Raw genomic sequence first — 14,224 nt, 5'->3', positions numbered from 1 at the left:
TGAAGACGGCGAGGGGGCGGTCATGCCGTGATGACGCCCGTACGCAGGGCGTCGGGGATCGCGGCGAGGTAGGCCTCCAGGTTGCGCTTGGTCTCGCCGACCGAGTCGCCGCCGAACTTCTCCAGCACGGCATTCGCGAGCACGAGCGCCACCATGGCCTCCGCGACGACACCCGCGGCCGGTACCGCGCAGACGTCGGAGCGCTGATGATGGGCCTGCGCCGCCTCCCCGGTGGCGACATCGACCGTGCGCAGCGCGTGCGGCACGGTGGCGATGGGCTTCATGCCCGCCCGCACCCGCAGCACGGTGCCCGTCGACATGCCGCCTTCGGTGCCGCCGGCCTTGTCCGACTCGCGGCGGATGAGCTCGCCGTCGTACACCATCTCGTCGTGGGCCTGCGAGCCCGGGCGACGCGTGGTCTCGAAGCCGTCGCCGACCTCGACGCCCTTGATCGCCTGGATGCCCATGAGGGCGCCCGCGAGCTGCGAGTCGAGACGCCGGTCCCAATGGGTGTAGCTGCCGAGCCCGGGAGGCACACCGTAGGCGAGCACCTCGACGACGCCGCCGAGGGTGTCGCCGTCGTCGTGAGCCCGGTCGATGCGGGCGACCATGGCGTCCGAGGTCGCCTGGTCGAAACAGCGCAGCGGATCGGCGTCGAGAGCGGCCACGTCGTCGGGGGTGGGCAGCGGCGAGCCGTCAGGCACCCGCACCGTCTCGATGGCGAGCGTGTGCGCGACGAGGCGGATGCCGAGCTCGCCGAGGAAGGCGCGTGCGACGGCGCCGAGGGCCACACGTGCCGCCGTCTCGCGTGCGCTCGCACGTTCGAGCACGTTGCGCGCCTCGGGGAAGTCGTACTTCTGCATGCCGACGAGGTCGGCGTGGCCCGGACGCGGGCGGGTGAGCGCGGCGCCGCGGCCCTTCGGAAGAGTCTCCGGGTCGACGGGAGTGGCCGACATGACATCGACCCAGCGCGGCCACTCGGTGTTGCCGATCCGCAAGGCGACCGGGCTGCCGATCGTGCGCCCGAAGCGGATGCCGCCCGAGATGCTCAGCTCGTCCTGCTCGAACTTCATGCGTGCGCCGCGGCCGTAGCCGAGCTTGCGACGTTGCAGGTCGGCCTGGATCTGCTCGGGCAGGATCGGCACGTCGGCGGGCATCCCCTCGAGGATGGCCACCAGTTCGGGTCCGTGCGACTCACCGGCCGTCAACCAACGCAGCATGCTCTCGATCATTCCACAGCGCTCGAGCGCGCAGCCGCGCGCATGGCCTCGATGACGACGGCTTCGTCGGCGAGCGGCACCGCGGCATCCCCGGCCACGAAGATCCGGATCTGGTGCACCGCCTGGTGCACGAGCATCTCGAGGCCGTGCACGACCCGGCCGCCGGCCTCCTGCCAGGTGCGCGCGAGCGGGGTGGGCCACGGCGCGTAGGCGACATCGAGCAACGTCTGGCGCCCCTCGAGCATCGGAAGGTCGACCGAGAACGCGGCCCCCGGCGGGATCGTGCTGACGGCGGCGTCGCTCGCGACCAGCGCAGCATCGGCCTCCGCGCCGAGGGGCACCAGCACAGCGCCGCCGAACGCACCCGACGCGGCGGCCTTCGCGACGTCGCGCACGGCGACGGTCACCTCGGCGCCGAGCGATTCGAGCGCCACCACGGCGCTCTCCGCGGTCGCTCCCCCGCCGAGCACGACAGCTCGACGCGCCGAGGTCATCCCCGCGCCCGCGAGAGCGGCCACGATGCCGTGCACGTCGGTGTTGAAGGCGCGCACGGGGCGCCCGCGATCGAGCAGGATCGTGTTGCCCTGACGGGTTCGACGCGCGACCTCGTCCACGTCGGGCACGAGCTCGGCCACCCGGCGCTTGAGCGGCATCGTGAGCGAGAGCCCGCGCCATTCCGAGCCGAGGCTCGCGAGAAAGCGCGCAAGGCCCGTGTCATCCACCTCGACGCGCTCGTAGTCCCAGTCGAGCCCGAGCACCCGGTACGCAGCGCGATGCAGCTCTGGCGAGCGGGAATGCCCGATGGGCGATCCCAGCACCGCGAGCCGAGCACGCTCAGCCACAGTAGGCGTCGTTCTCGGCGCTCTCCTTGCACCAGGCGTACAAGCGCTCGGCGGCGCGGTCGTGCTCCGCGAGCGTGTTCGAGAACACGGTCTCGCCGGTCTTGAGGTTCACCGTCACGAAGTACAGCCAGGTGCCGTCGGCGGGATGCACCGCGGCGTTGATCGCATCCGCGCCCGGCAGCCCGATGGGTCCGATCGGCAGGCCGGGGTTCGCGTAGGTGTTGTACGGGTTGGACGCATCGGCGCGCTGCTCGGGGGTCGTCCAGACGCTCGAGGTGTCGCCGACTCCGTAATGCACCGTCGCATCCGACTGCAGCAGCATGCCGCGCGTGATGCGGTTCTCGAAAACGCGCGCGATCTTGCCCATATCTTCGACGTTCGGCCCCGACTCGCGCTGCACGAGCGCCGCCATCGTCAGCACCCGGAATCGCGCGTCGGGCGCGACGCCGGCCTCGTCGAGGGTCGCGAACATCTGGTCCACGAGCAGCTTGATCGCGTCGTGCGCCGTGACGCCCGGATCGAACTGGTAGGTGGCCGGGAAGAGCCAGCCCTCGATGCTCGGGGAATTCGCCGGGATGCCGAACTGCGTGTAGTTCGCGGCCTCGGCCTGCAATTCCTCGAGCGGCAGCTCGGTCGCCGCCGAGATGAGCTCGAGGGCGCTCGCCGCGGTCACGCCTTCGGGGATCGTCGCCTGGTTGATGATGCGGTTCGCGGGATCCTGCAGCGCCGCGACGGCGGATGCCGCGCTCATCTCCTTCTGCAGTCGATAGTTGCCGGGTTCGAAGGTGATGCTGGAGTCCTCGAGCAGCAGTTGGTAGACCGCGTCGAAGGTCATCGTCACGCCCGCCGCCGCGAGCTTGCGGGCGACGTCGGAGCCGATGTCGCCCGACTCGATCACGACCGTGACCTCCTCGCCGTTGCCCGCGCCCGTGTAATCGATGGGGGCGCGATGCCGAGGATGTCCTGGATCTTCTCGCCGTAGGTGTTCCACACGTACACGCCACCGGCGGTCACCAGGCCGAGCACGACCACGATCGCGATGATCCAGCCCCAGCGTCCGCCGCGACGGCGCTTCTTCTTCGGCCGCCGGGTGTCGGCACCACGGGTATCGCTGCGCCGCGCGTCGGCCTCGCGCATCGCACGGCGCGACAGCGGAGGGTCGCGGACGCTGCCGCATCGTCGGATGCCGCGGCGACAGCAGGCGTCGGCACTGCTGCCGGTCCGAAGATGTCGTCCCAGCTCGGTTCAGAGGCCACGTTCAGGGTCTTTCGTGCGGGGGACGACGGATCCGGGGGACGATCCGACATCCGCTCGGAGTCGAGGGCGTTCTGCAGGATGATAACAGCGGCGACCTGGTCGACGATGGAACGCGAGCCCTTCTCGCGCCGACCCCCGCCTGAAGCTGCCGGTGGGCCGTCACCGTGCTCAGACGCTCGTCGACGAGCCGGACCGGCACTTCGGATGCGTCGGCCAACTGCGCGGCGAACTGTCGCGCGTCGGTCGTCGATGCCGTGTCCGCTCCGCTCAACGAGAGGGGAAGGCCGACGACCACCTCGATCGCGTCGAGCTCATGCACGTACGCGAGTACGGCCGCGACCGTACGCGCGTCGCGCGGCAGCGTCTCGATGGGCGTCGCGAGCAGGCCGTCCGGATCGCAGCGCGCGACCCCCACCCGGGCCTTGCCGACGTCGACGCCGACGCGCACCCCTCGCCGCATCACGACCGCCGTGTCAGGCGCCGAGCGCGTCGCGCAGGCCCTGCAGGGCCGCGGGAAGCGCGCCGAGATCCGACCCACCACCCTGCGCCATGTCGTCCTTGCCGCCTCCGCCGCCGCCGAGGGTGGCAGCCGCCTGCTTGGCGAGGGGGCCCGCGGTCACGCCGACCTCGCGCGCGCCCGCCGTGGTCGCGACGATGACCGACGGCTTGCCCGCGATGCGTGCCGCGAGAGCCACGACCGCCGCCTCCGCCTGCAGCCGCGTACGCACCGATGTCACAAGGCTGCGCAGTTCGTCGACCGACTGCAGCTCTCCGAGGTCCTCCACGACCGCGAGCACCGCACCGATGCGCGTCGCCTTGTCCGCCAACTCGGGAACGCGCCCCGCGAGCCTCGACGCCTCGAACGCGGCGATCTTCTTCTCCGCCGCCTTGAGCTGGGTCACGAGATCGGTGATCCGATCGGGCAACTGATCGCGCGGCGTCTTGAGCGCCGAAGTCAACTGGTGCACGATCGCGCGCTCGGCCGCGAGGTCACGGAAGGCCTCGAGGCCGACGAGCGCCTCGACGCGGCGGTTGGTCGAGCCGACGCTCGACTCCGACACGAGGTTCACGAGGCCCACCTCGGCCGAGGTGCGCACATGGGTGCCTGCGCACAGCTCACGCGACCACGGGCCGCCGATGTCGACCATGCGCACCGTCTTGCCGTACTTCTCGCCGAAGAGCGCCATGGCGCCCGCCTTGCGCGCCTCGTCGAGCGGCAGGATCCGGGTGACGACCTCGAGGTTGTCGCGCACCGCGTTGTTGGCGATCTCCTCGATCTCGCTGCGGGTCTCGGGGGTGAGGGCCTGGTTCCACGAGAAGTCGAGACGCATGTAGCCGGCCTTGTTGAACGAACCCGACTGGTGCGCCTGCTGCCCGAGGGTGTCGCGCAGCGCTGCGTGCACGAGGTGCGTCGCCGAGTGCGCCTGAGCCGCCGAGTGGCGGTACTCGCGGTCGACGACGGTGTTCGCCGTCGCGCCCACCGACACGACACCGCTGCGGACGCGCGCCGTGTGGCTCACGAGCCCCTTGACGGGTCGCTGCACGTCGAGCACCTCGAGATCGAAGCCGTCGCCCACGATCGAGCCCTTGTCGGCGGCCTGACCGCCCGACTCGGCGTAGAGCGCGGTCTCGGCGAGGATCACCTCGACCACCTCGCCCGCGTGGGCGCTCTGCACCGAGGCGCCCTCGGCGATGAGGCCCAGGATGCGGGATTCCGTCTCGAGGTAGTCGTAGCCGGTGAAGACCGTCTCGCCGAGCGCCCGGAAGTCGGAGTACACCGAGAGGTCGGCCAGTCCCGCCTTCTTGGACTTCGCATCCGCCTTCGCCCGGGCGCGCTGCTCGGCCATGAGCGTGTCGAAGCTTGCACGGTCGACCGCGAGGCCCGCCTCGTCGGCGATCTCGAGCGTGAGATCGATCGGGAAGCCGAAGGTGTCGTGCAGGAGGAAGGCGGTGTCGCCCGAGAGCGACTGTGCGCCCGCCTTCTTCGTGTCGGCCACCGCGAGGTCCAGGATCGTCGTGCCGCTCGCGAGCGTGCGCAGGAACACCTCCTCCTCCGCCATCGCCAGGCGGGAGGTGCGCTCGTACTCGGCCTCGACCTCCGGGTACGCCTCGCGCATCGCCACACGCGATGCGTCGAAGAGCTCGGCGAAGCTCGGCGCGTCGACGCCCAGCAGGCGCATCGCGCGCACGACACGGCGCATCAGTCGACGCAGGATGTAGCCGCGACCCTCGTTCGACGGCGACACGCCGTCGGTCATGAGCATGAGGCTCGACCGTACGTGATCGGCGATGACCCGCATCCGCACGTCGTCGTCGTGCACGGCACCGTAGCGACGGCCCGACATCCGGGCGGCGAGATCGAGCACGGGGCGCACCTGGTCGATCTCGTACATGTTGTCGACGCCCTGCTTGAGGAACGCGACGCGCTCCATCCCCATGCCCGTGTCGATGTTCTTCTTCGGCAGCTCGCCGACGATGTCGAAGTCGATCTTCGAGCGCACGTTCGTGATCAGATACTGCATGAACACGAGGTTCCAGATCTCGATGTAGCGCGTGTCATCGACCGCGGGTCCGCCATCCGGGCCGTACTGCGGGCCGCGATCGAAGTAGATCTCCGAACACGGACCTGCCGGGCCCGGAAGCCCCGTCGACCAGTAGTTGTCGGCGCGTCCGAGGCGCTGGATCCGCTCGTCGGGCAGCCCGGCGACCTTCTTCCAGAAGCCGATCGCCTCCTCGTCGTCTTCGTAGACGGTGACCCAGAGGTCCTTCTCGGCGAACCCGAGGCCGCCGTCGGCCTCCGACATGGTGAGCAGTTCCCACGCGTAGGCGATCGCCTGCTCCTTGAAGTAGTCGCCGAAGGAGAAGTTGCCGTTCATCTGGAAGAACGTGCCGTGCCGCGTGGTCTTGCCGACCTCCTCGATGTCGAGGGTGCGGATGCACTTCTGCACGCTCGTGGCGCGCGGGAACGGTGCAGGCACCACCCCGGTGAAGTACGGGATGAACGGCACCATGCCCGCGACCGTGAACAGCAGTGCGGGGTCGTCGCTCACGAGCGACGCCGACGGCACAACGGTATGGCCGCGGTCGCCGAAGAAGGTCAGCCAGCGACGTTGGATCTCAGCGGTCTGCACAGGTTCTCCGTATAGGTGTCCCATCGGGACGTGGCGTGGGCCGCCGGCCCGACGGCGGGGGTGGTTCAGGACGTGGCGCGCTTGGCGAGGTCGTCGATCGCGTCCTGCGCGTTCGCGACAGCGGTCTTCAACTCCGCCTCACGGGCTCGATAGCCCTGCACGACAGCGTCACCGAACTCGCGGGTCTTGCTGTCGACATCGTCGAAGAACTTCTTGCCGGCATCCGTCTTGGACACCTCGTGGGCGACCACGAAGCCGATGGCGACTCCGGCGATCAGAAGCAGTGCACCCTTCATCGTGTTCCTCACTTCTCGTGTGTCCGGCGTCGGCGGCGGGTACCGCTCAACTGTTCTAGCCTATGCCGATTCCACGAATGACGAAGGCCCCGCCGGAGCGGGGCCTTCATCATTCGCTTAGCGGGCTGCGTAGTACTCGACGACCAGCTGCACTTCACAGGTCACGGGGACCTCGGCGCGCTTGGGGCGACGCACGAGGCGCGCGTGGAGCTTGTCGAGTTCGACCTCGAGGTAGCCCGGGGTCTTGGGCAGCACGTCCACGTGGCCACCGGCGGCGGCGACCTGGAACGGCTCGGTCGACTCCGAGCGCTCCTTGACGTGGATGAGCTGGCCCGGCTTCACGCGGAAGGAGGGGCGGTCGACGATCTTGCCGTCGACGAGGATGTGACGGTGCACGACGAACTGTCGGGCCTGCGCCGTGGTGCGGGCGAAGCCCGCGCGCAGCACGAGGGCGTCGAGACGCATCTCGAGCAGCTCGACGAGGTTCTCACCGGTCAGGCCGGGCTGACGACGGGCCTCGTTGAAGACGATGCGCAGCTGCTTCTCGCGGATGCCGTACTGCTCGCGCAGACGCTGCTTCTCACGCAGACGCACGGCGTAGTCGCTGTCGGCCTTGCGCTTGGTGCGGCCGTGCTCGCCGGGCGCGTAGGGGCGCTTCTCGAGGTAGCGGGCGGCCTTGGGCGTCAGCGGGATGCCGAGGGCGCGAGAGAGGCGGACCTTGCGGCGGTCCTGTGCCTTGGAGGCGGGCATGGATGTCCTTCCAACACGTGGCCGAGACTTTCACGGCTCACAGACGTGCATCCCGCCATCCGGTGGCCCGGGCGCACGTCGACGCGACCGGCGGATCTGAAGGTGGGATGTGTTCGGACTCGAACCGGAACAGCCTACCAGAGGCGGAGGCGGGGATCTCGATACGCGGCTGCGCTGCTCCTCAATCAGCGGCCGGCGTGTCGGGCTCGCGCTTCGGCATCGGCTTGCCGGTCAGCAGGGCGCGCAGGCGATCGAGCCGCGGACCGACCTCGCGCTCGTAGCCGTTCGTCGTCGGTTCGTAGTAGCGCGTGCCCCGCAACTCGTCGGGCAGGTACTGCTGCTCGGCCACACCGTACGCGGCGTCGTGCGCGTATTTGTAGCCCTTGCCGTGGCCCAGTCGCTTGGCTCCCGGGTAGTGAGCGTCGCGCAGGGGCGTGGGAACGCGTCCGATCCGCCCGGCGCGCACATCTGCGATCGCTGCGTCGAGCGCCTTGTACGAGGCATTGGACTTGGGCGCTGTCGCGAGGTAGACGACCGCCTCGGCGAGCAGGATGCGGCCCTCGGGCATGCCGATCAACTGCACGCCCTGCGCGGCCGACACCGCGACGCTGAGCGCATGGGGATCGGCCATGCCGATGTCTTCGGCAGCCGAGATCATGATGCGTCGCGCGATGAAGCGGGGATCCTCCCCCGCCTCGATCATGCGCGCGAGGTAGTGGAGCGATGCGTCGACATCGGAACCGCGCACCGACTTGATGAAGGCGCTGATGACGTCGTAGTGCTCGTCGCCCTGCCGGTCGTAGCGCAGCAGCGCCCGGTCCACCGCTGCGGCGACGATCTCGGCGGTGACGACCGGCGTCTCACCCTCGGCAACCGCGCCCGGTGCGGCCGCGACCGTCGCGGCGGCCTCGAGCGCCGTGAGAGCTCGGCGCGCATCGCCGGATGCGAGACGGATGATCGCGGCACGCGCGTCGTCGGCGAGCGTCACGGCATCCGCGAGTCCGCGCGGGTCCGACACGGCCCGGTCGACGAGAACCCCGAGGTCATCCTCCGACAGCGGCTCGAGAGTCAGCAGCAGCGACCGTGACAACAGCGGCGCGATCACCGAGAACGATGGGTTCTCGGTCGTCGCCGCGACGAGGATGACCCAGCCGTTCTCGACCCCGGGAAGCAACGCATCCTGCTGCGCTTTGCTGAACCGGTGGATCTCGTCGAGGAAGAGCACCGTCGAGAGTCCGTAGAGATCACGAGTGGATCGGGCCTCGTCCATCACCTGGCGCACATCCTTGACCCCGGCGGTGACAGCGGAGAGCTCGACGAAACGGCGGCCGGAACTGCGTGCGATGGCCTGCGCGATGGTCGTCTTGCCGGTGCCCGGCGGGCCCCACAGGATGACCGACACCGAGCCGGTCTCGCCCGAGGCGTCCTGGGCGAGATTGACGAGCGGTGAACCCGCGCCGAGCAGGTGCCGTTGACCGGCCACCTCATCGAGCGAGCTGGGCCGCATGCGCACGGCGAGCGGCGTCGCCCCCGTGCGAAGCCCCTGCTGCCCGGTCATGCGCTCATGCTAACCGCGGCGTGCGACGCGCGCCGTCGCTCGGTTTGGAGCCCCTCACCGCCCTGGCTAAAGTCATGCTGGGCCGTCATGCGCGGTTCTACCCGTCGTCGGAGAGGACCGCGAGTGGCATCGAGTCGCCAGCAGCGTGAACAGCGAGAGGCGCGCGAGCGCCTTCGCGCCTACCAGGCCCGCCAGGAGGTGCACGAGGTTCGCGAACGTCGTCGCCGCCGCGACAACGTCGTCGGCATCGTCGGCGGGATCGTCGTGGCCGCGCTGGCGATCACGACCCAGGTGCTGTATTTCACCCAGGGACCGGGCGCTCCCGCCCCGGCGCCCTCGGCATCCCCGAGTCCGAGCGCGGCGGCCGACCAGAACGTCGGTGCCCCCGACGCCTCGCTCGCCGAGGATCGGGTGTGGACGGGCGAACTCGTGTTCAACGACGACGTCACCCTCGGCATCTCGCTCGATGGCACCGCCGCGCCGCAGGCCGTCGCCGGGTGGGTGCAGGACGTGCAGGACGGCTACTACGTCGACAAGACGTGCCACCGACTCGGCGACGCCGAGAACTTCCAGCTCATCCAGTGCGGGTCGATCGACGGCACGGGCGCGCCGGACCCCGAGTTCTCCTACGGCCCGGTCGAGAACGCGCCGGCCGACGGCAGCTACGCGCCCGGCACGATCGCGATGGCGCGCGGCGACAGCGTCTACAGCAACGGGCATCAGTTCTTCATCATCACGGGCGAGACCAAGCTCCCGACGACGACGGGCGGCTACACGGTCGTCGGAACCGTCACGAGCGGACTGGATCAGCTCATCGAGAAGATCACCTCGGCGGGCATCGACCCGGCGACGGTCAACCCTCAGGACGGAACCGGCAAGCCGCTCGTGCCCACCACCATCACGCGGGTGACCCTGCAATAGGCTGGCACGCGTCGGCGAGAGGCAGCCGGCCACGATCGATGCGAAAGCAGGAGACCAGTGAGCGACGAGCAGTCGGCCCCCGAGCAGCAGGCACCCGACCAGCAGGCAAGCGACCAGCAGGCACCGGACCAGCAGGCACCGTGGGGTCGCGTCGACGACGACGGCACGGTGTACGTCCGCGAGGCGGCGGGCGAGCGCGCCGTGGGCCAGTATCCGGATGCGACGCCCGAGGAGGCGCTCGCCTACTACGAGCGCAAGTTCGCGGAGCTCGAGGGGCAGGTCTCGCTGCTCGAGCAGCGTCTGCGAGGCGGCGCTCCCGCTCAGGATGTCGCCAAGGCCGTCGCGGCGCTCGCCCCCACCATCCCCGCGGCGAACGCCGTCGGCGACCTGCAGAGCCTGAGCGACCGGCTCGCCAAGCTGCAGGAGACCCTCGGCGAGGCCGCCGAGAAGCAGAGCGCCGAGGCTCAGCAGGCCATCGCGGATGCCGTGGTCGAACGCGAGAGCATCGTCACCGAAGCGGAAACGCTCGCGGCACAGGATCTCTCCAAGGCTCAGTGGAAGCAGGTGACCGCGCAGCTCGACGCGCTGTTCGCCCGCTGGCAGACCGCGCAGCACAGCGGTCCGCGTATCCCGAAGAAGGACGGCGACGAGCTGTGGAAGCGATTCCGCACCGCGCGCTCGACCATCGAGACGGCGCGCAAGTCGTTCTTCGCCGAGCTCGACACCGTGCACCGCGATGCGCGCACCCGCAAGCAGGGTCTCGTCGAGAGGGCCGAGGCCCTCGCGAGCAAGGGCGCCGCGGCGATTCCGGACTACCGACGCCTGCTCGACGAGTGGAAGGCGGCGGGTCGCGCCGGCAAGAAGGCCGACGACGCACTGTGGGCTCGTTTCAAGGCCGCGGGTGATGTGCTCTACGGCGCGAAGGCCGAGGCCGACGCGGTCGAGAGCGCGGAGTTCGGCGAGAACCTCGAGAAGAAGCTCGCCCTTCTCGAGGAGGCCGAGCCGCTGCTCACGGCAACCGATCGGGGCGCGGCGCGCACCACGCTCACCGGCATCCAGCGTCGCTGGGATGAGATCGGCAAGGTGCCGCGTGACCAGGTGCGCGTGATCGAAGATCGACTGCGCAAGATCGAGGCTGCGGTGCGCAAGCTCGAAGACGACCACTGGAAGCGCACCGACCCCGAGAAGGAGGCGCGCTCGAGCGGCTTCGCGGCTCAGCTCGAGCAGGCCATCGCCAAGGCCGAGGACGACCTCGCGGCGGCGAAGAAGGCGGGAGACACGCGGCGCATCACCGAGGCCGAGGAGGAGCTCGCAGCCAAGCGAGCCTGGCTCTCGGCCCTCGGCTGACCGCCCGCGCAGTTCTCCACAGCCTCGGTTCTCCACCGATCGGCATACATCGCCCGGCATGATCTGCGTCGTGCAGCAGGCTGGTGCGGTGGCGCCCTTCCCTCTGATTGACGACCTTCCCGAGGTCGAGCTGCAGGCGGTGCTCCTCGACGGAGAGGCATACCGGCTGGGTGAGGGCTACGTGCCCATCGGCGTCGCGCCCGTGCCCGCTACCCGGGCGGTCGCGGCGCTGGGCACGCGCACGCCGCGCCTCGTCGCGGCGCTCGGCACGGCCGCCTGGATCTGGGGTGCGACGCCGCATCCGCCCGCGCGCGGCGAGTTCCTCGTGGACCTCGCCGCGCGGTGGCGTCCGCCATTCGGTGGCGGTCCCCTCGTGATCGAGAGCCGCCTGCGCTCCGGCGACGTCGTGCGGTGGGGCGAGGCGTCGGTCACGAGTCCGCTGCGCACGGCTGTCGATCTCGCGCGATTCCGCACCCACTTCGGCGAGCACGAGGCGGCGGTCATGCGACGGCTCGCCGAGATCGGCGGCTTCGAGGTCGACGCCGCCCTGCACGCGATGAACCGCGGGCGCAACCTCGCGGGCAAACGGGCGGCGGGTGAGCGCCTCCGTGCGGCGCTCAGCCCGAGTTGACGCGATACACGTCGTAGACCGCGTCGATGCGGCGCACGGCGTTGAGCAGTCGATCCAGGTGCACGGTGTCACCCATCTCGAACACGTAGCGGCTGATCGCCAAGCGGTCGCTCGAGGTCGAGACGCTCGCCGAGAGGATGTTCACGTGGTGCTCCGAGAGCACGCGCGTGATGTCGGAGAGCAGCCCCGCACGGTCGAGAGCCTCGACCTGGATCTGCACGAGGAAGACGCTCGAGGAGTTGGGAGCCCACTGCACGTCGATCATGCGGTCCGGCTCTGCCAACAACGTCTTGACGTTGACGCAGTCGGAGCGGTGCACCGACACCCCCGAGCCGCGCGTGACGAAGCCGACGATCTCATCGCCCGGGACGGGCGTGCAGCACTTCGCGAGCTTGACGAGGATGTCGGGGGCGCCCCGCACGAGCACGCCGGAGTCGCTCGAGCGCAGCGCGCGGCCCCGGGACTTCGGGGTGAAGGTCAGCGACTCGTCGTCGGCCTCGGTCTGCAGCGAGGCGAGCACCTTCTCGATGACCGACTGCGTCGAGACATGGCCCTCACCGACGGCGGCGTAGAGCGCTTCGACACCGTCGTAGCGCATCTGCGCCGCGACGGCGTTGACGACGTCCTGGCTCATGAGCTTCTGCAGGGGCAGGTTCTGCTTGCGCATCGCCCGCGCGATCGAATCCTTGCCCTGGTCGACCGCCTCCTCGCGGCGTTCCTTGGTGAACCATCCGCGGATCTTGTTGCGGGCGCGGGCGGACTTGACGAAGTTCAGCCAGTCCTGGCTGGGGCCGGCATCCGGGTTCTTGGAGGTGAAGATCTCGACCACGTCGCCGGAGTTGAGCACCGACTCCAGCGGCACGAGGCGCCCATTGACCTTCGCACCCATCGTGCGGTGACCGATCTCGGTGTGCACGGCGTACGCGAAGTCGACTGGTGTCGCCCCTGCCGGAAGTCCGATGACCTTGCCCTGCGGGGTGAAGACGTAGACCTCCTTCGCGCCGATCTCGAAGCGGAGGTTGTCGAGGAACTCCCCGGGTCCGAGGTCTCCGCCTGCCAGTCGCTGATGTGCGCGAGCCACGCCATCTCGGCGCCGGCCTGCGCGGAGGCATCCGCGCGACCCGTCGCGATCCGCTCCTTGTAGGCCCAGTGGGCGGCGACGCCGAACTCGGCCCGCTCGTGCATCTCGTGGGTGCGGATCTGGATCTCGACCGCGCGCCCCTTCGGCCCGATCACCGTGGTGTGCAGCGACTGGTACAGGTTGAACTTGGGGGTGGCGATGTAGTCCTTGAACCGACCGGGAACCGGGTTCCACCGCGCGTGGATCGCGCCCAGCACGGCGTAGCAGTCGCGGATCGAGCCCACCAGCACCCGGATGCCGACCAGGTCGTAGATCTCGTCGAACTCGCGGCCGCGCAGCACCATCTTCTGGTAGATCGAGTAGTACTGCTTCGGCCGCCCGACCACCTGGCCCTTGATCCTGGATGCCCGCAGGTCCTCGCTCACGGCGTCGATCACCTGCTGCACGAACTCCTCGCGCTGCGGCGTGCGATCCCGCACGAGGCTCTCGATCTCGACGTACAGCTTCGGGTACAGCACCGCGAAGCTGAGGTCTTCCAGCTCCCACTTGATGGTCTGAATGCCGAGGCGGTGGGCGAGCGGCGCGTAGATCTCGAGCGTCTCCTGGGCCTTGCGTGCAGCGGACTCCTGCGGCACGAAACCCCAGGTGCGGGCGTTGTGCAGACGGTCGGCGAGCTTGATGATGAGCACTCGGATGTCTTTCGACATCGCGACGACCATCTTGCGCACCGTCTCGGCCTGCGCGGAGTCGCCGTACTTGAGCTTGTCGAGCTTGGTGACGCCGTCGACGAGCATGGCGATCTCGTCGCCGAAGTCCGAACGCAGCATGTCGAGCGTGTACTCGGTGTCTTCGACGGTGTCGTGCAGCAGCGCCGCGGCGATCGTCTTCGGCCCGATCCCGAGGTCGGCGAGGATCTGCGCCACCGCGACGGGATGCGTGATGTACGGCTCCCCACTGCGACGCTTCTGCCCGTCGTGGGCGCGCTCCGCAGCGCTGTAGGCGCGTTCGACGAGGGCGAGGTCGGACTTCGGATGATGCGATCGCACCGTCTTCAGCAGCCGGTCGACGGCCCCGGTCGGCTGCGAACGCGAGAACAGGCGCGGCAGCAGGGCGCGACGCGACGCCGTGCTCTGCGTCTCGGTGCTCATCGCGCGCGTCCTTCCCCGAACCTCGATTCTAGGAGGGAATCG

11 protein-coding genes and 2 pseudogenes are annotated in these 14,224 nt (G+C 69.6%); 3 read left to right on the top strand and 10 right to left on the bottom strand.

Annotation, left to right across the window (positions count from 1 at the left end; translation table 11 throughout):
* Positions 1–20: 20 nt before the first annotated feature.
* The 9 genes and pseudogenes from aroC to QQK29_RS14305 all read right to left on the bottom strand — a co-directional run bounded on the left by aroC (position 21) and on the right by QQK29_RS14305 (position 9,054).
* The gene (gene aroC / locus QQK29_RS14345; protein WP_284301248.1) at positions 21–1,220 is read right to left on the bottom strand and encodes a chorismate synthase; all 1,200 of its coding nucleotides are present in this window, start codon (positions 1,218–1,220) and stop codon (positions 21–23) included.
* A gap of 8 nt (positions 1,221–1,228) precedes the next feature.
* Positions 1,229–2,062, bottom strand: a complete 834-nt coding sequence (locus tag QQK29_RS14340) for a shikimate dehydrogenase (protein ID WP_284301246.1) — start codon at positions 2,060–2,062, stop codon at positions 1,229–1,231.
* Positions 2,055–2,960, bottom strand: a complete 906-nt coding sequence (gene mltG, locus QQK29_RS14335) for an endolytic transglycosylase MltG (protein ID WP_284301245.1) — start codon at positions 2,958–2,960, stop codon at positions 2,055–2,057. Before mltG ends, QQK29_RS14340 begins: the two co-directional genes overlap by 8 nt.
* On the bottom strand, positions 2,957–3,199 hold the full coding sequence (locus QQK29_RS14330) for a hypothetical protein (RefSeq protein ID WP_284302080.1): 243 nt from the start codon (positions 3,197–3,199) through the stop codon (positions 2,957–2,959). Before QQK29_RS14330 ends, mltG begins: the two co-directional genes overlap by 4 nt.
* 152 nt (positions 3,200–3,351) lie before the next feature.
* Positions 3,352–3,779 (bottom strand): annotated as a pseudogene (gene ruvX / locus QQK29_RS14325) (Holliday junction resolvase RuvX); the annotation flags it as partial.
* A gap of 13 nt (positions 3,780–3,792) precedes the next feature.
* Positions 3,793–6,450, bottom strand: coding sequence for an alanine--tRNA ligase (alaS, locus tag QQK29_RS14320; RefSeq protein WP_284301243.1), 2,658 nt, complete (start codon positions 6,448–6,450; stop codon positions 3,793–3,795).
* A gap of 65 nt (positions 6,451–6,515) precedes the next feature.
* Positions 6,516–6,746 carry a hypothetical protein gene (locus QQK29_RS14315; protein ID WP_284301241.1) on the bottom strand — a complete coding sequence of 77 codons (231 nt, stop codon included), beginning with the start codon at positions 6,744–6,746 and terminating at the stop codon, positions 6,516–6,518.
* Between the two features lie 117 nt (positions 6,747–6,863).
* Positions 6,864–7,496 carry a 30S ribosomal protein S4 gene (gene rpsD, locus QQK29_RS14310; RefSeq protein WP_284301238.1) on the bottom strand — a complete coding sequence of 211 codons (633 nt, stop codon included), beginning with the start codon at positions 7,494–7,496 and terminating at the stop codon, positions 6,864–6,866.
* A gap of 181 nt (positions 7,497–7,677) precedes the next feature.
* The gene (locus QQK29_RS14305; RefSeq protein WP_284301236.1) at positions 7,678–9,054 is read right to left on the bottom strand and encodes a replication-associated recombination protein A; all 1,377 of its coding nucleotides are present in this window, start codon (positions 9,052–9,054) and stop codon (positions 7,678–7,680) included.
* Between the two features lie 123 nt (positions 9,055–9,177).
* Between QQK29_RS14305 and QQK29_RS14300 the strand changes: the two genes are divergently transcribed.
* The 3 genes from QQK29_RS14300 to QQK29_RS14290 all read left to right on the top strand — a co-directional run bounded on the left by QQK29_RS14300 (position 9,178) and on the right by QQK29_RS14290 (position 11,953).
* Positions 9,178–9,975: a peptidylprolyl isomerase gene (locus QQK29_RS14300; RefSeq protein WP_284301234.1), complete on the top strand. Its 798-nt coding sequence runs from the start codon at positions 9,178–9,180 to the stop codon at positions 9,973–9,975.
* 168 nt (positions 9,976–10,143) lie between these two features.
* Positions 10,144–11,322, top strand: a complete 1,179-nt coding sequence (locus QQK29_RS14295; protein ID WP_284301983.1) for a DUF349 domain-containing protein — start codon at positions 10,144–10,146, stop codon at positions 11,320–11,322.
* 88 nt (positions 11,323–11,410) lie between these two features.
* Positions 11,411–11,953, top strand: coding sequence for a type IV toxin-antitoxin system AbiEi family antitoxin (locus tag QQK29_RS14290; protein ID WP_284301232.1), 543 nt, complete (start codon positions 11,411–11,413; stop codon positions 11,951–11,953).
* On the opposite strand, the pseudogene QQK29_RS14285 reads toward QQK29_RS14290, so the two are convergent.
* Positions 11,940–14,182 (bottom strand): annotated as a pseudogene (locus QQK29_RS14285) (RelA/SpoT family protein). The gene QQK29_RS14290 and the pseudogene QQK29_RS14285 sit on opposite strands and share 14 nt — an antisense overlap.
* Positions 14,183–14,224: the final 42 nt, after the last annotated feature.

This window comes from Homoserinibacter gongjuensis, from assembly GCF_030161875.1.
In the GTDB taxonomy this organism is placed as follows: Bacteria; Actinomycetota; Actinomycetes; order Actinomycetales; family Microbacteriaceae; genus Homoserinibacter; species Homoserinibacter gongjuensis.
The sequence above is the reverse complement of the archived record's forward strand: the minus strand, read 5'-3'. Positions and strand labels throughout refer to the sequence as shown.